Genomic DNA, 20,678 nt, shown 5'->3' with positions numbered 1-20,678 from the left:
ATATTAACCATGTCTGCGCATGTCACCGCAGAAACACATGGAATCAGCCTGGTATTTATATATGAATTTATGCATATGTATTGACGGCATTTGCGCGTAAAGTCACACTGGCTTTTTACGCCAGCTACCCGGAGTTATCATGCCTCAGCTTTTTCCTCTTCAGCTTTTTAAGGGGCTGTCTGACGAAACGCGTTTAAAGCTTGTCCTGCTTTTGCGTGAAAAAGGTGAACTCTGTGTATGCGAGCTGACGCTGATACTGAAAGAGAGCCAGCCCAAAGTATCCCGGCATCTTGCGCTACTCAGAGACAGCGGCCTGCTTATCGACAGGCGTGACGGCAAATGGATCCATTACCGGCTGTCCCCTCACATGCCCGCCTGGGCTGCAGCCGTGATTGAACAGGCTTATCTGTGTCAGCAGGATGACATCCAGCATCTTAGCCGGCAGGCTGAGCGGGACAACGCTACGACCAATGGCAAACCTGTCTGCATTTAAAAATTTACCTATACATATATGCTTTTCCATATTTAACGTTTCTGGTTGCGCTGTGCTTATTCTGTGAGGTGCAGTAGTGAAGGAGGGACTATGTTTCTGGCAGGTGCAATTTTTGTTCTGACGCTGGTGCTGGTTATCTGGCAGCCGAAAGGACTCAGTATTGGCTGGAGTGCTGTTATCGGGGCTGCGCTGGCGCTGCTGACGGGCGTGGTGCATATCGGGGATATTCCAGCGGTCTGGCAGATTGTCTGGAACGCCACGGCCACGTTTATCGCGGTTATCATCATCAGCCTGCTGCTGGATGCATCCGGCTTTTTTGAGTGGGCGGCACTGCATGTTTCCCGCTGGGGAGGCGGCAGAGGCAGGCTGCTGTTCACGTATATTGTTCTGCTGGGCGCGGCGGTGGCGGCGCTGTTCGCCAATGACGGCGCGGCGCTTATCCTCACGCCGATTGTCATCGCCATGCTGCTGGCGCTGGGCTTCAGCCCAGGTGCCACGCTGGCATTTGTGATGGCGGCTGGGTTTATCGCGGACACGTCCAGCCTGCCGCTCATCGTATCGAACCTGGTCAACATCGTAACGGCGGATTTCTTTACGCTGGGCTTTAGCGAATATGCGTCCGTTATGGTGCCGGTGAATATTGCTTCCGTAGTGGCTACGCTGGTAATGCTGCACCTGTTTTTCCGCAAAGATATTCCGGCAGGTTATGACCTGACAAAGCTAAAAATGCCCCGTGACGCTATCCGTGACAGGCGGACCTTCAAAACCGGCTGGCTGGTGCTGATTCTGCTGCTGGCCGGTTTTTTTGCGCTGGAGCCGCTTGGCGTACCGGTCAGCCTGGTTGCGGCAGCGGCGGCCTTCATTCTCTGGCTGGTTGCACGCAAAGGACACGTTATCGATACCCGTAAGGTGCTGAAAGGTGCACCCTGGCAAATCGTTATCTTCTCGCTGGGCATGTATCTGGTGGTATATGGTCTGCGTAATGCCGGCCTGACGGATGATCTCTCAGCCATTCTGAACCGCTTTGCAGAGCACGGCGTCTGGGGGGCAACGCTGGGTACGGGCTTTGTGACGGCCTTTCTGTCATCGGTCATGAACAACATGCCCACCGTGCTGGTCGGGGCGCTCTCTATTGACGGCAGTACCGCTCAGGGCACGGTAAAAGAGGCAATGATTTACGCGAACATCATTGGCTGCGACCTCGGCCCGAAAATTACCCCGATTGGCAGCCTGGCAACCCTGCTGTGGCTGCACGTTCTGGCGCAAAAAAATATCACTGTTAGCTGGGGCTATTACTTTCGTGTTGGCATCGTGATGACCCTGCCGGTGCTTTTTGTGACGCTGGCCGCGCTGGCCCTGCGCCTGTCTGTTTAAACGTGATCCGGGCTGCGTGCATGCAGCGCCTGTATGGAGTATGACTGATGACTGACATTACTATTTACCACAACCCGGCCTGCGGCACGTCCCGTAACACCCTGGCGCTTATCCGCAATAGTGGCGTGGAGCCAGCAGTGATTTTATATCTGGAGACGCCGCCGACACGCGCTGAGCTGCAGACGCTGATTGCAGATATGGGAATCAGCGTGCGCGCACTGCTGCGCAAAAATACGGAACCGTTTGAGCAGCTGGGTCTGGCAGAGGATCGGTTCAGCGATGACGAACTGCTGGATGCTATGCTGGCTCACCCCATTCTCATTAACCGTCCGGTGGTGGTAACGCCGCTCGGTACAGCGCTCTGTCGTCCGTCTGAAGCCGTTCTGGATATTCTGCCTGATCCACAGAAAGGGGCATTGATGAAAGAAGATGGTGAACAGATTATCGATGAGCACGGAAACCGTATCGGCCACTGACACCCTGGCATTCCGCCAACAGAGCGGGAGAGGCAAAAACAGCTGGCCTTAAACGACGGCGGGAAGGGGTCAGTCTGTGCCTTCATCTTGCTTCCGACCAGAGCACCCGCACGCGCAGTTCTGCAACGGTCGGAGACATGTCCGGAGCGTTATCAGCGTCAGAAGTTGGTTTTATCAATAACGGCGACGTTATGCTTTCGGATTAATTTCCGTCATCAGCCATTGCTCAAAAGCATGCAGCGCCGTTTCATTTATGCCTGTTGAAGCCGGTTTTATTAAATGAAAGTTTTTGCTGAGTGAAGCAGACTCAGGCCAGGGAGCAATAAGCTCGCCGTTAGTTAACTCTTTTTCGACATATATCCGCGGCACCAGTGCAACGCCCTGTACTGACAGCGCTGCGGCGATAGACATTTCGTGCAGATCATAGCGGACTCCCTGCGCCGGGTTATCAAGTTCAATTCCGGTTTCCTGCGCATAGTACTGCCATGCCTGCGGATTCTGAAGACGGTGAATGCGAGGCAGCTCATTAAGCGGCACGCTCTCTTTTTTGTTCTTCAGAAGTGCCGGATGGCATACAGGCAGCAGCGTTTCCTGAAAAAGAAACTGCATATGCATACCTGCCCATGCCGGATGATCGAAATGTATTACCGCGTCAAAACCACTGCCAGCGAGAATAAAAGGATCTGTTCTGGCGGCGATGTTCACACTAATTTCCGGATACAGGGTATAAAAGCTTTTCAGACGCGGGATTAGCCAGCGGCATGAAAACGTTGGCAGGGCAGCAATCTCCAGAGTCTTACCGCCTTCTGGCACACCTATGACCGATTGCGTATCTCTTTCCAGCCGGTCAAGCGATTCGCGTATTTGATCTGCATAGCGGGCGCCAACTGAATTGAGCGTAACGCGACTTCCGCTGCGATCAAACAATCTGCAGTTTAACATGGACTCAAGGCGGGCTATTTGTCGACTGATTGCGCCTTCGGTAAGTGATAACTCCTGCGCTGCCCGCGCAAAATTTCCATGCCTTGCTGCGGCTTCAAAGGCAAGCATGGCTCGACTGCTGGGAATTTTTCTTAGCATTAATACGGCCTGATTATTGATACAAAATTCTTTACAGTGACAAAATATCATTAATCAGTGAATTAATTTCGATTTAAATCAGGAAAACAGTTGCTTAGCATGATGAAAACACATCAGGCAAGCGGGCGCCTGCCAGCACTATTATGAGGTATGTATGCACGGTGATAGTTTCCCGACCTGTCAGGTTGGCGGTTATCAGGTTATTGCGCTGAGCGATGGCACTATGGCGGCCACGCTTGATCTTCTTTCAGGTATTGACGTCGCAAAGGCTGCAAGTATCCAGTGCGCTGCCGGGATTGAGAGACAGGGTGATATCCATATTAACGGTTATCTCATCCGTGGATATGGACACACTATTCTGGTAGATGCGGGCGCTGGCGGGCAAAACAACGTGGGTGGGAGGCTTAAGGAGAAGCTGACGATGCTCGGCATTCTGCCTGATGTCGTAGACAGGATATTACTGACGCACGGTCATCCCGATCATATCGGCGGTCTGCTGCATGAAAACGGAGAGCCGGTATATAAAAAAGCTGATCTCTATATTCATCCCCTTGAAATTGCGCACTGGCAGGATAATGAAAAACTACAGAGAGCCAGTGAGCGCGGCAAACATAATTTTGCACTGTTCCGAAAAGTCCTGGCCGCCTATGCCGGGAAGATACGCCTGCTTGATGAAAATGAAGTTGTGCAGGGCATTCGCCCTGTATGGCTACCAGGCCATACCCCAGGACACACCGGATTTCATATTCATTCCGATAAAAAAGCGGTGTTAATATGGGGAGATGTCGTTCATTTTCCCTATATTCAGTCAGCAGTTCCCGCTGTTTCAATCATGTTTGATGTCAATCCTCTACAGGCTGAAGAGACAAGGAAAAAAGCGCTGCAACAGGCCGTGGATGACAAACTGATTATTGCCGGTATGCATCTGAACCAGACAGGATTCTGCTTTTTCCAGCGGTCTGGAGATGGGTATCTGCTTTGCAGGTTACATCAGGAATAAAAATACAGGTCACTCCCTGTCCGCTTTAAGCAAAAATCGGACGTTGACGTTGTTTATATAAATCTGGTTGGTGTTTTTTTGCATTAGTTCAGAGACGAAAAATAGTGTGTCGGCGATTTCCCCAGTGCTTTTCTGAACATTGTGATAAATGCGCTGACCGAATCATATCCCAGCGTTCCAGCTACGCGCTGCACGGACTGACCTTCTGCCAGATGGCTTAGAGCAATCATTAAGTGCAACTGCTGACGCCAGCGACCAAAGCTCATTCCTGTCACGTCTCTGACCAGTCTGGCAAGAGATCGTTCGCTGGTTGCAAGATCCGCAGCCCACTGTTTTAACGTTCTCCGGTCATCAGGCACATTAAAAAGTGCCTCAGCCATATACCGGATTTTAGGATGGTCGGATACAGGCAGGTGAAGCGCTTTAACCGGCACATCCGGTATATGTTCCAGCAGTACCGCTGCAAGCCTCGCGGTTTTATCGTCAGGTAAATAAGCATGTTCCTGCTCTGCCAGAAACAGAATCAGCTCGCGGACCAGAGGGGTAATGGCAAGGGTACAGCAGGTTTCCGGCATCGCTGCCGCGCCGGGTTCGATAAACAAAAAGCAGGTGGCCGCATTCTTCGTAACCCGGCAACTGTGAGGTATTTCTCCCGGTACCCAGACAGCATGTCCCGGCGGAACAATCCATAGCGCATCCTGAACCTCACAGCTTACTGCACCGCGTAAAGCGAGAATAAGTTGTCCTTTACGGTGAGCGTGTGGACTCTGCCCGGCATACTCGCCAGACGATAATACATGCAGGGCGACCGCAGCCTGACTGAAAGCATCAGCATCAAACTCATCCGGTGAGGTCACCGGTTTTTTATTAACTGGCATGATTTAGTTATATGTTGTCAGGTTATCTATATTCTGTAACTTATACCTCCTTTAAAGTCTTTCTTTTTTTAGAGAAAGCAGAATCTATGTCCCGCATTACGAACAAGTGGTCTTTTGTCATACTTGTGACCGGCATCCTCTTTATCGCCATTAACCTGCGTGTTCCTTTTACCGCTATCGCACCCGTTTTAGAGTCCATTCGCCATGATTTTGGGCTAAGTATCACAGCCATTGGGTTACTTAACTCGCTGCCTTTGCTGGCCTTTGCCGCTTTTTCCCCCCTGAGCGCATCCATTTCCCGCAAGTACGGCCTGGAACGAACCCTTTTTGGTGCCCTGATCGTGATTTCAGCGGGCATTCTGCTTCGCTCCACAGCCAGTGTCTGGGCGCTTTATGCCGGAACAGTATTGATAGGTATCGGGATTGCCCTGGGCAATGTCCTGCTGCCTGGCCTTATCAAGCGTGACTTTTCTGACAGGATGGCTTCCGTAACAGGGGCCTATTCCATCACCATGGGCGCGGCTGGTGCCATTGGCTCTGCCATTGTCATTCCTCTGACGCAGCGCTGGGGCTGGAACATCGCGTTAGCCATGCTGGTTTTTGCACCACTCTTTGCGCTGTTTTTATGGTTGCCCCAGTTAGCGAAGAAGCATCAGCTGCCAGCAGCGGGTGAGAAAAAAGCAGCGACCGTCGCGGTCTGGCGCTCGCCTCTGGCATGGCAGGTCACCCTGTTTATGGGCCTGAATGCGATGCCGTTTTATGTGGCGGTCGGCTGGCTGCCTGCCATTCTGACGGACAGTGGACTCTCTTCCGTTCAGGCTGGTGAGGTACACGGCATCCTTCAGCTGACCACTGCCATACCCGGCCTGATTCTGGCAGCCACGCTGCGTCGTCTTAACGATCAGAAATTAGCTGCTGCTGGCGTCAGCCTGTTAACCGCGGTGTCCTTTATCGGCATCCTGTATCTGCCGAATCTGGCCATGCTGTGGGCGGGGCTTCTCGGCTTCGGCTCAGGTGCCAGCATGATGCTGGGTCTGACCTTCATCGGACTGCGTACTAAAAACGTCGATGATGCTGCCGCGTTGTCAGGCATGGCACAGAGTGTCGGTTATCTGATGGCGGCGATGGGACCGCTGTTGCTGGGCAAAGTGCAGGAGCTGTCCGGAGGCTGGACGATGCCATTACTGATGACCGCAGCAATCGCAGTCGCAGGCGCCTGCACCGGAATGGCTGCCGGACGCAACGCTCACCTGGAACCTGCACAGCAGCCGGGCTAAATTCACCGATACAGCAGGGGAAACGATCGGGTCCTCTGCTGAGGGTGCTGTTGATTATTGTTCTAAAGGCGCTTCCTGTTACCGGCGCCCTCTTTTACCGGAAAGATTGCTTCTCACCTGCGCCTTCGTTAAAAAGTCCGGAAACCCAGTCAGCAAAAGCACGCACGGCGGGAGAAAGAAAACGCTGATGCGGATAGAGCATCGTCACCGGCACGGAGGGGGGCTGCCAGTCCGCCAGAACTTCGACCAGTTTGCCTTGCTGCAGATCCTTCGAAATCACATTCTCAGCAAGCTGTGCCAGCCCAAATCCCTCAAGACACAGTCTAATGTAGAGTCCCGTTTCGTTGACGGCTGCATTCCCCTCCACCGGAACAGAGAGGGTCTCAGCGCCTTGTGTAAAACGCAGTTCATTAGTGCGTCTTCCCGAACCGGAAAAGTAATGAATCGCCCGATGCTGTGACAACGTTTCAGGCGTTTCAGGAACACCGAACTCCCTGAGATAGTCCGGTGAGGCACAGGTCACCCAGCGAAACCGGCCAAGCGGACGGGCAACCAATGTAGAGTCAGTTAATTCACCGGTTCGTATGACGCAATCCACCCCTTCCTGCACAAGATCGACCTGCCGATCGCTCACACCAATCATCAGGTAAATATCCGGATAAAGCCGGTAAAAGTTTTTCAGGTTTGGCATGACGATGAAATGGGCGATCCCACCAGGCATATCAACCCGCAGCCGCCCCCGGGGACGGCTGATGGAATCACTCAGGCTGGATTCGCTATGTTCAATCAGCGACAGGATTTCCCGGCATTGCGCCAGATACTGCAGACCTTCAGGAGTAAGGCTGACCCGTCTTGTCGTGCGGTTCAGCAGACGTACCTGCAGGTACTTCTCCAGGTTTTTGATCGTGCTGGTAACAGTCGAAGAAGGCAGTGACAGCGTTTCTGCCGCGCGCACAAAACTTCCGGCTTCAGCAATCCGCATGAAAATCTGCATAGCCTGAATCCGATCCATCATCCTTTCCCTGAGTAAAAACTGAGTCTGATTATTCGCGAATTATGAATGATAAAAACGGTTTAGACATCTTTTTAAGGTTAATAGCGTCGCGTATCGTTTCCTTATTGATTAGGAAAGAGGCGGGTTAATGACCGATTACATCAGAAATATTGTTAACAATCAGAATGTCACGTTACAGGCTACGTTGATTCGTGGCGCGACGATACTGAGTATGGACGAGAGCGTCGGCAACATGGAGCGCGGTGACATCCTCATCAACGGCTCAACGATTACCGCCGTGGGTCAGAACCTTGACGCACCAGGTGCTCACGTCATTGATGCCACAAATATGATTGCCATGCCGGGGATGGTCGATTCTCATCGTCACGCCTGGGAAGGTCAGCTGCGTCGCATCAACCCTAACGCAACCTGTCTGGACGACTATAGCAATGCGACGCACTTTTCATTCGCCAGATATTACCGCCCGGAAGATATCTATGTCGGTAATCTTCTGACGGCGCTGGGCGCGATTGATGCGGGTATCACCACGATGATTGATAACTCACACAACAGCCGGACCGCAGCACACGCCGATGCCGCCGTTGAAGCCCTGCTTGATGCCGGTATTCGCGCTATCCATGCTTCCGGCGCGCCGGTGGCCGGTGAATGGGATAAGGCGCACTGGCCTGGCAACTGGCAGCGTCTGCAGGAAAAATATTTCAGGGATAATCCTGAGAGTCTTGTGACGCTGGGCGTCATGGCCCAGCTGGAGCCGGAATTGTGGGCTGAGGCCCGCAGGCTGGGGCTGCCGATTGTCACCGAGTTCTTTGGTGCTGAAATGGCCTCCGAACTCGATTCACTGCATCAGCAGGGTCTGCTTGGCCCGGACAATATTTTCAACCACTGCACAGCCCTGCCTGATAAGGGATGGGAGATTCTGCGCGCCGCCGGTGTCCGGGTCAACGTCTGCCCGCGCTCAGATTCGCACTATGGGATCGAAAGCGGGATGTTCGCCATTGAAGCCGCGCAGCGTCATGGCATCAATCCTGGCCTTAGCGTGGACAATGAAACGTCTTACAGCACCGACATGTTTATGGAAATGCGAGTGGCGTTCTATTTGCAGCGTGTGATGGGTATGCATAAGCAGCACTGCTGTGATTCCGGACATTCGCTGACAACGCTTCCGGCTGCGCAGCTGCTTAAATCGGCAACCGTTGATGGCGCGGTTTGTGCCGGGCTGCAGGATAAAATCGGGAGCCTGACGCCAGGCAAACAGGCAGATTTGATCTTGATTAACGCGGCTGACCTCAACCTTTATCCCAACGGAAATGCGTTTGGCACGGTGGTACATGCTGCTGAACGCAGCAACATTGATACCGTGATGATTGGCGGGCGCATCGTCAAGCAAAACGGCAAAGTGCTGGGTGTGGACAGCAAGCACCTTCGCGCCGCCATCGATGAATCACGTGAGCACCTTTTTGCCGCAGCAGGGTATCAGCCAGACATCTTTGCGGAAAAATTCCTGCCGCTGGTTCAGGCAAACTGACAGAGACAGACAGCATGAGCGCGATTTATTACGTGATAGCGTTTGCGGCAGGTCTGGGGATTACGCTTCAGACGACCCTGAACAGTCAGCTCGCAAAAGGGCTCGGCGGGGATCCTGTCACCGCCGCGTGGTTTTCCTTTACGGTCGGAGCGTTCAGCCTCGGAATATACTCGCTGCTGCGTGGGGGGCTCTTCATCTCCCTTGCAGCTATTCCTTCGCAGCCTGTGTGGAGCCTGGCGGGCGGACTGATCGGTGCCTGTGCATTATTCAGCTATGTCGTGCTCGCACCCAAAATTGGTTTTTCAGCCCTGCTTGGACTGGCGATTGTCGGACAGCTACTCTCATCGCAGATCATCGACCATTTTGCCCTGATGGGCGCGGTAAGGCGGCCAGTCTCGTTGCTGAAGCTGGGAGGAGTGCTGGTCATGCTGACCGGGCTCGCCATCATGCTTTTCGGCGACCGGCTCTCTGCACGTTTTCTGCAGTAATGCCTTTATTCACGTTTAGCAACCCGCAGTGGAATGCTGAATGGGGAGGGAACCGTGTTATCCGTTACCACCCGGATGGGACCACCGACACTATTCTGACCTCACCTGGGATCCAGTGCACCTGCCCGACACTTGCCGGTGAGAGGTTTACCCGTCTCTATTGCACCACTGCTTCTGTGGGACTTACTGTGCAGTCTGAATATGACGGTGTACTGCTCAAAGCTAAATCTGATGTCAGCCCCGGATTATCTGAAAACCGCTTTGCTGCACATACATTCCATCAGCTTTGATACTGATAAAACTTTGACAGTTCAGGCTCAAAGGCAATATCCGCTTCTGGCACAAAGCGGACGGGCGGCATTAAAAAACTCGCTTTGAGCGAGAAGCGGACGTCAGGATCGTGACAAACGGGTAGCTTTGCCCTATTAAATATAATCATGCTGTTATGAATCGGCCTCTGAGTCCCGCCTCATGAGAAACCCGTTAACGTATAGCGAAGCGGTGTCCGCTGCCTGTTTGCTGAACCCGCAGCTTTCAGCGCCGCCGCCTCTCATCCCGATTCGAACATACATTACGCAGCTATATTATAGCTTGCTAACTATATCCATACAGCGCAGATCTGTCCGGGTAAGACCTGATGGGAAGAGACTTTTTCTGACAAGAGTAAGGCCGCGTTTTTATAAAAAGATTGTGCATTCGACGCTGAAAATAAGGCTAATGTCTCCAACGCCTGTCTGCGTGCCTCATTTTAGATAGCGTTGATAACCAGGCTGCCAAAACCGTTACCAAAGTACTCTGTCAAAGTGAACACAGCGTCAACGCTTCAGCAGAAGCGGCGAGTCTGTCCTTCAGGGCTGTTGCTTACTGGTCTTGTACAAGCCTGTTATCCAAACTTAACTTAACGTCTCTGTTGCGAATCGAAGAGTTCTCAAAGTATAACAACTCATCAGGTCGGAAATTCTTAAGCGAGCAACAGGTAATAATCCATGATTTCTAAGTCTAATGCTGAGCATTATGTATGGGGTGATAAGTGCGATGGTTGGTATCTGGTAAACAGACAAGATATGCTGGTTATTCATGAAAAGATGCCCCAAAAACGTGTGAAAAGCGACACTAACACTCCATATCCAGGCAGTTTTTTTTCGTTCTGGATGGGGTTCTGACCATGGAACTGGAAGGGAAAGAGCATCGTATCGTTGCTCAGCAGGGCATTGAGATTCCCCCTGGCTCAAAACATCAGGCCAGAAATGGCACTGATGCTGCGGTCGAGTTTATCGTCATCTCCCATCCAACACTGCGTGGAGATCGTACAGACCTTACCGGGCAGTAATTTAACGAAGAGTGTCTGGCTGCGTTGCTCAAAACACCGCCGAGCCATTTCTTCAAACCCTTTTGCCGCACTTTTTTCATTTCAGCCAGAATAGTGAATTGCCAGGTCAATCATGGTTTTTTCTTACTGTGTATATCCAGTGGAGCAATAGCCTGTTGCAGATGTTCCAGAAACGCCTTTACTTTTATCTGCAGGTATTTTTTGCCGGAATAGAGCGCATATAGCACCAAATCTTCGGGCTGGCGGTTGCAGGTGATTTTAACGAGGGAACCGTTATTCACTTCTGACTCACAGGCATGATGAGGCAAAATGGCAAAACCCACTCCTTTCATTGCAGCGGCTTTAGCCATCTGTCCGCTGTTCACCTTGTAGCCGGACTGCACCTGAACGGTATGGCCGTGTTCAAATCTCCACGGCATTCCCTGAAGTACCGACATACTGGTAATGCAGGGGAGTTTGGTCAGTTCATCAATAGATTGCGGTAAGGGATAACGTTCCAGAAGTGTCGGGGCCGCGACCACACAGCTCGGCCAGCGAAGGATCTCCCTCGCAACCCAGCTGGAGTCCTTCAGTGGCCCACGCCCAAAGCGTAATATCAGATCAAAGCCGTCCAGCAGGCCTTCTGTTGGATCCAATTGCGTGTCACAGCTGAGCTGGATTTGAGGATGCCTGATGCAGAAGTCAGCGAGGATATCTGCCATGAATGGCAGATCTGGTGTAATGATCTTCAGGTGCCCTGTCAGTGAATCACCAGACAGGGCAGCTTCTTGCAAAGCATGATCTAATCCGTGAGTCAGCGGAGTAATGGATTGATATAGCTGTCTGCCGGCTGCGGTTGGCATTATTCTGCGCGTTGTACGCTCCAGCAGACGCACATGAAGGAGTTGTTCCAGTAAAGCCACATGTCGGCTGACATTAGACGATGGCAACTGAAGCTGCTCTGACGCGCGCTTAAAACTCAGCTTTTCATAAACAACCTGAAAGCTGATCAACCACTGCAATTCACATTTTTCAATCATCAATTATCCCGGAAAATGAGATTAACAAAGCTATAGCTTTGTATTTATCAACAATCAGAAGGTCATTACAATTTTTATTCCGTTTCGTACAAGGAGAATATTGATGACCAGACCTAAGAAAATTGCCATCGTCGGTGCCGGCATTGCAGGAATGGCACTTGGCATACTCGCGACCCGACAGGGCCATCAGGTCAGCCTGTTTGAGCGTGGAAGAAACGTGTCTGACATGGGCGCAGGCGTGACATTATGGCCCAATGCCATGTTCGTCATGCATAAGATGGGTCTGGACGAAAAAATTAAACAGACAGGAGGTGTACCGTGCATGATGCGCCAGTTTGATAGAAATGGTTGCCTCCAGACGCAATTCGACATTTCAGCAGTAAATTCACTTTGTGGTTTTCCGAGTGTGACAGTGTTACGGCGTGAGCTGATGGGCTTACTGGCCAGTGCGTTTGCGAGTCTGGGCAGAGAGATTACGTTCAATCGAGCAATCAGTGCAGCGGACGTAATGAAGCTAAGCCAGGCGTTTGATCTGGTCGTCGGCGCGGACGGTCGCATGAATTCGGTTGTCCGCCAGGCATTATATTCGGAAGAAGTCACACCTCGTTATCATGGTTTTGTGAATGTAATCGGGGTGGCAAGACAGCCAAAGTGCCTCCTGAACAATGCGATCGATGATTTCCGTGGTCAGGGTGAGCGTTTTGGAATCGTTCCGGTAAAGAATGAGTGGTGCTATTGGGCAGGGGCCTGGAACACGCCTGCTGATAATAAATTTTCTCAGGCATACTGGTACGATGAGCTAAATCAGCGCTTTCAGGACTGGCCTGAGCCGGTGCGGAAGGTGTTACTGTCATGCGACAGAGCATCTGTGAAGGGTATATTGGTGCATGATGTCGATCCGCTTCCTTTTTGGCATAAAGATAATGTCTTACTCATCGGGGATGCGGCTCATGCTTCTCTGCCCACCTCCGGGCAGGGAGCGTGTCAGGCGCTGGAAGATGCATGGCGTCTGACATGTATACTGGAAGAGATAGAGGATCCGGTCATTGCTCTGCAACACTTTTACCACCAGAGACACAGTAAAACTGCCGCAGCGCAGCTGGTGGGAAGGCAATTAGCGAAGAAAATTTTTTCTGAACAACCCGAACCCCTGCTGCCTGCATCCACTGTTTCCGTTGCACAACTCAGTCAGTTCTGGATGCAGGGTTTAAACCTATAGCCCTCTGAAACCAGATCAAAGAGAGGCGGTAGGGTTGCAGGTCAGGCTAAGAGCAAACGGGCGAAGTTATACCGTCATAACGCCGCAATGATTGCCGCTTCTATTTTTTCCGGTGAGGTGATGGGGGCAAAACGTCTTAACGGCTGGCCGTCGCGTCCGACGAGAAACTTCGTAAAGTTCCACTTGATTCGCCTGCCCGCGAGGCCAGGTAATTCCGTCTTAAGATAATCAAACAGCGGATGTGCTGCGGCTCCGTTAACCTCGGTTTTTTCAAACATCGGGAAGCTTACCCCGTAGTTAATATGGCACGTCTGCGCAATCTCACTGGCAGTGCCGGGCTCCTGCTTGCCAAACTGGTTGCAGGGGAAACCGAGTATCACCAGCCCCTGTGCCGCGTACTTCTGCCAGAGCGCTTCAAGGCCCGCATACTGGCGCGTAAACCCGCAGTGGCTGGCGGTATTCACCACCAGAACCAGCTTACCGGCGTAGTCAGACATTGAAACCGGCTCACCCTGCAGGCGGGTTGCGGAGAATTGGTAAAAAACGGTCATGCGGGTGGCCTCAGATCTCAACAGATTCTGCGATGATATCATCAACATCCTGCAGGGTTTACTGCTGTTAATGATAATCAGACGCCGCAACAGTAAAACAGGCATACTTCAGGTGCATTGTTGCACGAGGTGAGTGAATGGACAGGATCACAGCGCTTATCGTCTTTGCAGAGACGGCAAAGCGAGGCAGCATAACGGCGGCGGCAGAGCATCTGGGCCTGTCGCGGGCTATGGCATCACGCTACATTGCGCTGATGGAGGAGTGGACAGGTTCGCGTCTGCTGCACCGCACGACACGCAAACTCAGCCTGACCGTCGCCGGCGAGCAGGCACTGCTGCTGTGTCAGGAGATCAGGACGCTCGTCGACGGACTTACCGCGATGGGGCCGGGGATCACTGCCGTACCGAGAGGTAAACTGAAAGTCACCGCTGACGCCCTGCTGGCCGAGTGCTGCCTGACGGGCATGCTGATCGATTTTCTGCAAATCTACCCGGAAATAGAGGTTACTCTGCAGGTTACAGGCAGGTCGCTTGATCTGGCAGAAGAGGGGATCGATCTGGCTATCCGCATCGCCGCCACACTCGCCCCGGCGCTTTACGCGCGTCACCTCGGATACTGCTCCTCAGTGCTGTGCGCCAGCAAAGCCTATCTGGATAAACAGGGCACCCCCGGCAGCCTGCGCGAGCTGCAGGCTCATAACTGTCTGACCTATAGCTGTTTTGGTCATGCGTGGCGGTTTCATCATGAAAATGAAGTTATCGACCTGCCCGTAACAGGCAGTATCAGCACCAATGAAGCAGCGATTTTGCTGAAAGCGGTAAAAATGGGGGGCGGAATGGCTGTGCTCCCGCTGTTTGCCGTGCAGGAGGAGATTGCAGCGGGCAGGTTAGTCAGGCTGCTGCCGGAATATGAACCCAATCGGCTGGCGGTCAGTGCAGTCTATCTCACGCAGAAAAAGATGCCGCAGGCGCAGCGCGTACTGATCGACTATCTGGTCAAGCACCTCAGGCTGCCCTGAGGTGCGTCTCTGCGCTTCGACCATTAATAACCCACGGTAAAGCGCTGGTTAGCGTGCGCCGGGGTTTCAATCTCATCAGCCATCGCAATGGCGTAATCTTCAAACGAAATGCTGCTACCCTGCTCATTGGTCAGCAGCGTATCTTTCCCCAGGCGAAATTTACCGGTGCGTTCGCCCGCCGTGAACAGGGCGGATGGCGAAAGAAAGGTCCAGGTAAGGTCATGCTGCGCACGCAGTTTTTCCAGAAAGCGCACGCCCGCCTCAGCTTCCGTTTTGTACATTTCCGGGAAGGTGGGGGTATCGATCACTTTTACGCCTGGCGCAACTTCCAGGCTGCCTGCGCCGCCAACAACGTAATAGCGTTTTACACCTGACGCTTTTACCGCGTCTATCAGTTTATCGGGATCGCTGGCGCTGAAGTGTACTGAGCTGATCACGGCATCGTGCCCGGCCAGCACCTCTGCCAGCGCCTGCGGATCGTTGATATCACCCGCGGCCGGAATAACGCCTTCAGCTGGCGCAATCTTATCCGCATTGCGCGCAATAGCCGTTACGGTATGGCCGCGTGCAGTCAGTTCGTGAAGAATGCGGGAACCCGCCTGTCCGGATGCGCCAATCAATGCAATTTTCATTTTGCTGCTCCTGAGTGTTATCGGGCCTCTGAGGCCGTTGCTGATAACACACACTCTATCTGTACGCTGCAAAGGGATAAACAGCACTACAGGGGACAAACTGTTGCATAAAATGAGCGAATCACCTGTTTACGCTTAAGCCGGGGCAGGGCGTTGCGGGCGATTAAACGAGAGTGTGAAATATCTGAAATTATCGAATCTGGTGACGATGTCTCAGGATAGTGATGCTGACGCCGCATAATTTGGTCAGCCGTTGCCAGCCGGGTTGAGGTCTGTCAGCTATGATTGTTTCACCGGTTTAAAAAGGGAGAAATAGCATGAAATGTCCGGCATGTGGCTCAGAAGCTTTTGTTTACGACACGCGAGATGTACCGCTCAATACAGGTAATCCCGATGACATCGTACCCGATGTTAAAGGCAGCCATTGCATGGCCTGCGCCCAGGTGATTATGGATAAGGCTGAGGCTGATTCATATCTGGAAAAGGTTAATGCGCGGGAAGCTGCGGCAGCTGATACAAAGTGACAGAAGAGCCCGCACGCTGCGGGCGCTTCATGCCTTACAATCCTGTCAGCGTAATATGCTTTTTTATTGTCAGCGCTTTATAGAGGGCTGCAGCCAGGCCGCAGGGTTCAATTACGATAGTGCCAGCCAGCTTCTGTTCAGACGCCGTACTAAATGATTTGATGCGCAGCAGAGTATTAATCCCATTCACGCGCTCCAGCTCTAGCACAGCCAGCACCCGATGCTGCATTTCGCTTACCTCCGCCACTATTACGCTGACGCTGGGTGCCACGCTGTTATAGATGATGTGGCAGCGTACGCCGTTCAGATTAACGGTATCAATGATCTCATGATACAACGGCATGACTTCTTTGGTGCAGGGTACGGACGCAGCAAACATAACAGATCCCTCTAACGTGGAATTTTATTGTGCAGCCAGCATAGGCTATCTCTCCGGTGCGTAAAGGTACTGTTTTTGCAGGCAAAAAAAGCGTGCAGGCGTGATGATCACAAACGTTATCGCCGCCTTCATATTAGAGTGGCACTGATAAAAAGCGAAGCGTGGTGGCTTTATCGGGGATTAGTGCAAATTTGACTTAAAAAAACCCGCGCAGGGCGGGCAAATTATTCCAGAAATTACCATCTTCGTACGCGCGTGCATCGCATGTGCAGTGCGCACTCAACAGATTACAGTCTTAGTCTTAAGCTAACTTTAAGATTATTCTTTGCCCGAAACGATCGTGACTTTTATTGCGGCGCGTTTCTGAACGTTTCAGATATCAACGCAGAAGTGACGTAACCGCATCGCTCTGCCGCCATTGCCCGTCGTCGCGGGCAGGCGCCAGAGGAGATGAACAGGGCGCGCATCCGATCGCTGCAGAAACGGTTGCGCCGGTTTGCTCCCGTATTATGAAAAGGCGAATGCCGGTGCTGCGGCTGAGTCGCCGGTCGCTGCCGGGGCGGTTTCAGGCTCGGCGGTGAGAATAAATTTCGCCGCCAGCTGGCTGAGCATCTCTGCCTGATCCTGCAGGGACTGCGAGGCGGCAGAAGCCTGCTCCACCAGCGCGGCGTTCTGCTGCGTTACGTCATCCATCTGATTGACGGCCTGCTGAACCTGCATTATGCCCTGACTCTGCTCAACGGCGGCGGCGGCAATCTCGCCCATCAGAGCGCTGACCTGATGAATGGCATCATTCATTATCTGCATATTCTGGCTGACGTGGCTGGCCTGTGCGGCCCCGGCTTCAGTCAGGCGATGTGCGTTTTCAATCAGCACTTTAATTTCCCGTGCCGCAGACGTTGAACGCTGCGACAGGTTCCGCACTTCACCGGCAACAACGGCAAAGCCTTTGCCGTGTTCGCCGGCGCGAGCGGCTTCAACAGCAGCGTTCAGCGCCAGAATATTGGTCTGAAAAGCGATCCCTTCTATCAGCGAGACAATCTCGGTGACGCTGCGTGAGCTGCTGCGGATATCACCCATGGTGGTGAGCAGGGTAGTGAGTGACTGGCTACTCTGTTCCGACAGCGTACTGGCATGTTCTGCCAGACTGCTGGCCTGACGGGTGTTATCAGCCGTCTGGCGTACGGTTTCGCCCAGCTCGGTCATGCTGGCAGAGGTCTGCTCCAGCGAAGCCGCCTGCTCTTCTGAACGTGCCGAGAGATCCTGATTACCGGCGCTGATTTCTGCCGCTGCTCCGCTGACCGAACGGGACGCGTGCTGCACCGCCGACAGTGAGGTGGCCACGTTACCTATCAGCGTGTTGAATGCCTGAGCCATATTACCCACCTCATCGCGGCGCGTAGCGTCAGCATTCAGAGTCAGATCGAGATTATCACTGGCGCGCAGCATGACCTGACCGGCGTGGCTCAGGCTGCGACGAATGCGCAGCACTGTCAGGGTCGCGAAGATACCAAAAACAACGACCGTCGCGACCACGCCGGCGATGGTGGCCCACAGGACATTATGGAATGTTGCGCGGTTGGCAGCGCGCAGCGTATTGCTGATAGTGATGTTCAGTTCCAGCTGCTGCTGATAGCCGCGGATAAGCTCCCGGATAGCGGCGCCGATCCCCTGTTCGCCTTCAATCAACGCCAGGCTGACCGCGTTTTGATGCTGACGGGAGGCGCTGAGAAATGCCGGAAGGTGGTCGTTAACGCGTTGCAGGCTGGCGTAGGCGACTTCAGTAAGGCGCTTATCCTCCTCGCTCGATATCTCATGCGCGAGATAATAATCGGTATGCGTTTTCAGCAGCCCGAGCTGTTGATGAATGCTGCTTTCCACTACCGGGAGCGCGCGCTCATCAGGCTGAGACTGATGCTTATAGAGCAGCAACGCCAGCTGATTGCTCTGATCCACCAGCTCACTGAGATCTTTTATTGAAGGGATGGCATTGTCCTGGACGAATTCAAAGCGCTCCTGAAAGCCTGAGAGCAGGGAGATAGCCAGAAGAGCCTGTAGAATAATCGCGCCGAACAGCATAGAAAACGTGAGCAGCAGGCGTTGCGAGATGGTCATATTATTATCCTTAATAGCGTTACACCCCGGCGCAAAGGCACACAAAAAGCAGGGTCGATGGAGGTTCATCGGCAGCAGGATAAAATAGTTAAGGATTTTTTCGTGACGGCGTTAACAGTTAGTGCATCAGGCGGGTAAAAATGCGGAGCCGGCGATCGGCTCCGCGGGGGAATGGGTTACGGACGGCGGAACAGCGCCAGGCTGCGCCCTTCCAGTTCGAAATCCTGCTCCTGAGTGATGACCAGGCCCTCATTGGCGGTCTCTGACGTGGTCAGCTCCAGCACCCAGCCGCCTTCACCAAACTGCGGAATGCGGAACGGCACATTGCCTTCAAACGGGTTAAACAGCATCAGCACGTCGTGCCAGATGCCTTCTTCCGGCTGCAGATCGGGACGGCCAATATAGACGCCCAGCGTGGAGCCTTCTTCCCACTGCTCCGACTGCTGGAAACCACCGCCGGCGTTAAACCATTTGATGTCCATGCCGTCGCGCCAGCTTTCGCGGCGCAGCAGCGGCTGTTTAGCACGCAGGGCAATGACGCGTTTGGTAAATTCACGCAGCGCGTCAGCCGACGGCGGCAGGTTTTCCCAGTGGAGCCAGGAGATATCACTATCCTGACAGTAGCCATTGTTATTGCCCATCTGGCTGCGACCAAACTCATCGCCTGCAAGCAGCATCGGCGTACCGTGGGAGAAGAGCAGCGTGGCGAGGAAGTTGCGTTTCTGACGTTCGCGCACGGCGACAATTCCCTCATCTTCGGTTGCGCCTTCAGCACCGTAGTTATATGAGCGGTTATCGTTATGACCGTCGTTGTTATCCTCGCCGTTATCGTCGTTGTGTTTCTCGTTGTAGGAAACCAGGTCATTCAGCGTGAACCCGTCATGGGCGGTAATAAAGTTGACGCTGGCCCACGGACGACGACCGCGCTGATCGTAGAGATCGCCGGAACCGAGCAGGCGCGCGGCGAAGTCCGTCGAGACGTTGTCACCTTTCCAGTATTCACGCACCGTATCGCGATATTTATCGTTCCACTCCGCCCAGCCCGGCGGGAAGCCACCAACCTGATAGCCGCCAGGGCCGATGTCCCACGGCTCACCAATCAGCTTGAGTTTAGACAGCACCGGATCCTGCGTTACCGCGTCAAAGAAACCGCCGCGCTGATCGAAGCCCTCCGGCTCACGGCCGAGGATGGTGCCGAGATCGAAGCGGAAGCCATCAATATGCATCGATTCTGCCCAGTAGCGCAGCGAATCAGTCACCAGCTGCAGTACCCGCGGATGCGAGGTATTTACCGTGTTTCCGGTACCGGTGTCATTGATATAGTAACGATGCTGGTCCGGCAGGGTGCGATAGTAAGAGAAGTTATCGATACCCTTAAAGGAGAGCGTCGGGCCAAGCTCGTTACCTTCAGCGGTATGGTTGTAGACCACATCGAGGATCACTTCGATGCCGGCATCATGGAAGCTGCGCACCATATCGCGAAAGCCCTGAATGCCGCGCGGACCAAAATAACGTGTAGCGGGTGCAAAAAACGCCAGCGAATTGTAGCCCCAGAAGTTTTTCAGGCCTCTGTCCAGCAGATGCTGATCGTCCGGGAACCAGTGTACCGGCAGCAGTTCTACTGACGTGATACCCAGGCTTTTGATGTAATCCACCGTGGCTTTATTACCCATGCCATCGTAGGTGCCGCGCATGTTTTCCGGGATTAGCGGGTTGAGCTGTGTGAAGCCCTTAACGTGGGTTTCATAGATCAGCGTCTGAGACCAGGGAATGGAAGGCCGGTTCTGATCCTGCCAGTCAAACTCATTCGGGTTTACCACCCGGCATTTAGGCGTAAACGGACCGCTGTCGCGGCTGTCAAAGGTCAGATCTTTATCTTCATGCAACAGTTCGTAAGCAAAATGCGCTTCGTTCCAGTCGATATCGCCCTGCAGTTCCCGCGCATACGGATCGATCAGAAGTTTGTTCGGGTTAAAGCGATGACCGTTTTCCGGATCATAAGGGCCGTGCACGCGATAGCCATACAGCGCACCCGGCTGCAGGCCGGGCACATAGCCGTGCCATACTTCATGCGTATATTCCGGCAGATCAAAGCGGGCAATCTCATGCTGACCGCTCGGATCATACAGGCAGAGTTCAACCCGCTCAGCGTGTGCGGAGAAAAGGGCGAAGTTAACGCCTTCCCCATCAAAGTTAGCGCCGAGCTGATACCCTGTACCAGCCGTAATCTCAACAGGCTTACCGTTTGACATTTAATCCTCTCCATTCAGTGAACAGATATGCA

Annotated in this window: 20 protein-coding genes and 1 pseudogene; 12 read left to right on the top strand and 9 right to left on the bottom strand. The window is 53.1% G+C overall.

The window, feature by feature from the left end:
• Positions 1-139: 139 nt before the first annotated feature.
• The 3 genes from B4056_RS08145 (at position 140) to arsC (ending at position 2,343) form a co-directional block, all read left to right on the top strand.
• Entirely contained in the window at positions 140-493 is a 354-nt protein-coding gene (locus B4056_RS08145) for a metalloregulator ArsR/SmtB family transcription factor (protein WP_065647628.1), read from the top strand.
• A gap of 90 nt (positions 494-583) precedes the next feature.
• A complete protein-coding gene (locus tag B4056_RS08140) occupies positions 584-1,867 on the top strand; it encodes an arsenic transporter (protein ID WP_288654366.1) in 1,284 nt (427 codons plus the stop codon).
• Positions 1,868-1,914: 47 nt separating this feature from the next.
• On the top strand, positions 1,915-2,343 hold the full coding sequence (gene arsC, locus B4056_RS08135) for a glutaredoxin-dependent arsenate reductase (RefSeq protein ID WP_065647630.1): 429 nt from the start codon (positions 1,915-1,917) through the stop codon (positions 2,341-2,343).
• A 189-nt stretch (positions 2,344-2,532) separates the two neighbouring features.
• On the opposite strand, the gene B4056_RS08130 is transcribed toward arsC, so the two are convergent.
• Positions 2,533-3,423: a LysR substrate-binding domain-containing protein gene (locus B4056_RS08130; protein ID WP_071668281.1), complete on the bottom strand. Its 891-nt coding sequence runs from the start codon at positions 3,421-3,423 to the stop codon at positions 2,533-2,535.
• Positions 3,424-3,577: 154 nt separating this feature from the next.
• Between B4056_RS08130 and B4056_RS08125 the strand changes: the two genes are divergently transcribed.
• On the top strand, positions 3,578-4,423 hold the full coding sequence (locus B4056_RS08125) for an MBL fold metallo-hydrolase (protein WP_288654362.1): 846 nt from the start codon (positions 3,578-3,580) through the stop codon (positions 4,421-4,423).
• 83 nt (positions 4,424-4,506) lie between these two features.
• On the opposite strand, the gene B4056_RS08120 is transcribed toward B4056_RS08125, so the two are convergent.
• On the bottom strand, positions 4,507-5,301 hold the full coding sequence (locus tag B4056_RS08120; RefSeq protein WP_071668283.1) for an AraC family transcriptional regulator: 795 nt from the start codon (positions 5,299-5,301) through the stop codon (positions 4,507-4,509).
• An 86-nt stretch (positions 5,302-5,387) separates the two neighbouring features.
• On the opposite strand from B4056_RS08120, the gene B4056_RS08115 reads away from it, so the two are divergent.
• Positions 5,388-6,578: a CynX/NimT family MFS transporter gene (locus tag B4056_RS08115; protein ID WP_094110845.1), complete on the top strand. Its 1,191-nt coding sequence runs from the start codon at positions 5,388-5,390 to the stop codon at positions 6,576-6,578.
• A gap of 94 nt (positions 6,579-6,672) precedes the next feature.
• Here the strand turns inward: B4056_RS08115 and B4056_RS08110 are convergent, their stop codons facing one another.
• Complete coding sequence (locus B4056_RS08110; protein WP_071668284.1) at positions 6,673-7,590, bottom strand: LysR family transcriptional regulator; 918 nt, start codon at positions 7,588-7,590, stop codon at positions 6,673-6,675.
• Positions 7,591-7,720: 130 nt separating this feature from the next.
• Between B4056_RS08110 and B4056_RS08105 the strand changes: the two genes are divergently transcribed.
• The 4 genes and pseudogenes from B4056_RS08105 (at position 7,721) to B4056_RS08090 (ending at position 10,936) form a co-directional block, all read left to right on the top strand.
• On the top strand, positions 7,721-9,118 hold the full coding sequence (locus B4056_RS08105) for an amidohydrolase family protein (RefSeq protein ID WP_071668285.1): 1,398 nt from the start codon (positions 7,721-7,723) through the stop codon (positions 9,116-9,118).
• A gap of 14 nt (positions 9,119-9,132) precedes the next feature.
• A complete protein-coding gene (locus B4056_RS08100; RefSeq protein WP_094110846.1) occupies positions 9,133-9,606 on the top strand; it encodes a DMT family transporter in 474 nt (157 codons plus the stop codon).
• Positions 9,606-9,896: an SMP-30/gluconolactonase/LRE family protein gene (locus tag B4056_RS08095; RefSeq protein WP_223811793.1), complete on the top strand. Its 291-nt coding sequence runs from the start codon at positions 9,606-9,608 to the stop codon at positions 9,894-9,896. Before B4056_RS08100 ends, B4056_RS08095 begins: the two co-directional genes overlap by 1 nt.
• A 696-nt stretch (positions 9,897-10,592) precedes the next feature.
• Positions 10,593-10,936: pseudogene (locus B4056_RS08090) on the top strand (cupin domain-containing protein).
• A 110-nt stretch (positions 10,937-11,046) separates the two neighbouring features.
• On the opposite strand, the gene B4056_RS08085 reads toward B4056_RS08090, so the two are convergent.
• Positions 11,047-11,955 (bottom strand): LysR family transcriptional regulator, encoded by a 909-nt coding sequence (locus B4056_RS08085; protein ID WP_169713296.1) that lies wholly within the window; start codon positions 11,953-11,955, stop codon positions 11,047-11,049.
• A gap of 103 nt (positions 11,956-12,058) precedes the next feature.
• Here B4056_RS08085 and B4056_RS08080 point away from each other — a divergent pair, with 103 nt between their 5' ends.
• Entirely contained in the window at positions 12,059-13,174 is a 1,116-nt protein-coding gene (locus B4056_RS08080; RefSeq protein ID WP_094110847.1) for an FAD-dependent monooxygenase, read from the top strand.
• 74 nt (positions 13,175-13,248) lie between these two features.
• Here the strand turns inward: B4056_RS08080 and B4056_RS08075 are convergent, their stop codons facing one another.
• Positions 13,249-13,725, bottom strand: a complete 477-nt coding sequence (locus B4056_RS08075) for a glutathione peroxidase (protein ID WP_094110887.1) — start codon at positions 13,723-13,725, stop codon at positions 13,249-13,251.
• 137 nt (positions 13,726-13,862) lie between these two features.
• Here B4056_RS08075 and B4056_RS08070 point away from each other — a divergent pair, with 137 nt between their 5' ends.
• Entirely contained in the window at positions 13,863-14,744 is an 882-nt protein-coding gene (locus B4056_RS08070) for a LysR family transcriptional regulator (protein ID WP_094110848.1), read from the top strand.
• Positions 14,745-14,767: 23 nt separating this feature from the next.
• Here the strand turns inward: B4056_RS08070 and B4056_RS08065 are convergent, their stop codons facing one another.
• Positions 14,768-15,376: an NAD(P)-dependent oxidoreductase gene (locus B4056_RS08065; protein WP_094110849.1), complete on the bottom strand. Its 609-nt coding sequence runs from the start codon at positions 15,374-15,376 to the stop codon at positions 14,768-14,770.
• 317 nt (positions 15,377-15,693) lie between these two features.
• Between B4056_RS08065 and B4056_RS08060 the strand changes: the two genes are divergently transcribed.
• Positions 15,694-15,900, top strand: coding sequence for a type II toxin-antitoxin system MqsA family antitoxin (locus tag B4056_RS08060; protein WP_094110850.1), 207 nt, complete (start codon positions 15,694-15,696; stop codon positions 15,898-15,900).
• A 34-nt stretch (positions 15,901-15,934) separates the two neighbouring features.
• On the opposite strand, the gene B4056_RS08055 is transcribed toward B4056_RS08060, so the two are convergent.
• From B4056_RS08055 to glgX, 3 genes are all read right to left on the bottom strand, one after another.
• The gene (locus B4056_RS08055; RefSeq protein ID WP_071668292.1) at positions 15,935-16,279 is read right to left on the bottom strand and encodes a hypothetical protein; all 345 of its coding nucleotides are present in this window, start codon (positions 16,277-16,279) and stop codon (positions 15,935-15,937) included.
• A 507-nt stretch (positions 16,280-16,786) separates the two neighbouring features.
• The gene (locus B4056_RS08050) at positions 16,787-18,394 is read right to left on the bottom strand and encodes a methyl-accepting chemotaxis protein (RefSeq protein WP_094110851.1); all 1,608 of its coding nucleotides are present in this window, start codon (positions 18,392-18,394) and stop codon (positions 16,787-16,789) included.
• Between the two features lie 176 nt (positions 18,395-18,570).
• A complete protein-coding gene (gene glgX / locus B4056_RS08045) occupies positions 18,571-20,646 on the bottom strand; it encodes a glycogen debranching protein GlgX (RefSeq protein ID WP_094110852.1) in 2,076 nt (691 codons plus the stop codon).
• Positions 20,647-20,678: the final 32 nt, after the last annotated feature.

Origin of the sequence: Pantoea sp. UBA7232 (genome assembly GCF_002473195.1) — a bacterium.
GTDB classification, from domain to species: Bacteria; Pseudomonadota; Gammaproteobacteria; order Enterobacterales; family Enterobacteriaceae; genus Pantoea; species Pantoea eucrina.
This window is presented reverse-complemented; position numbering and strand designations above follow the sequence as displayed.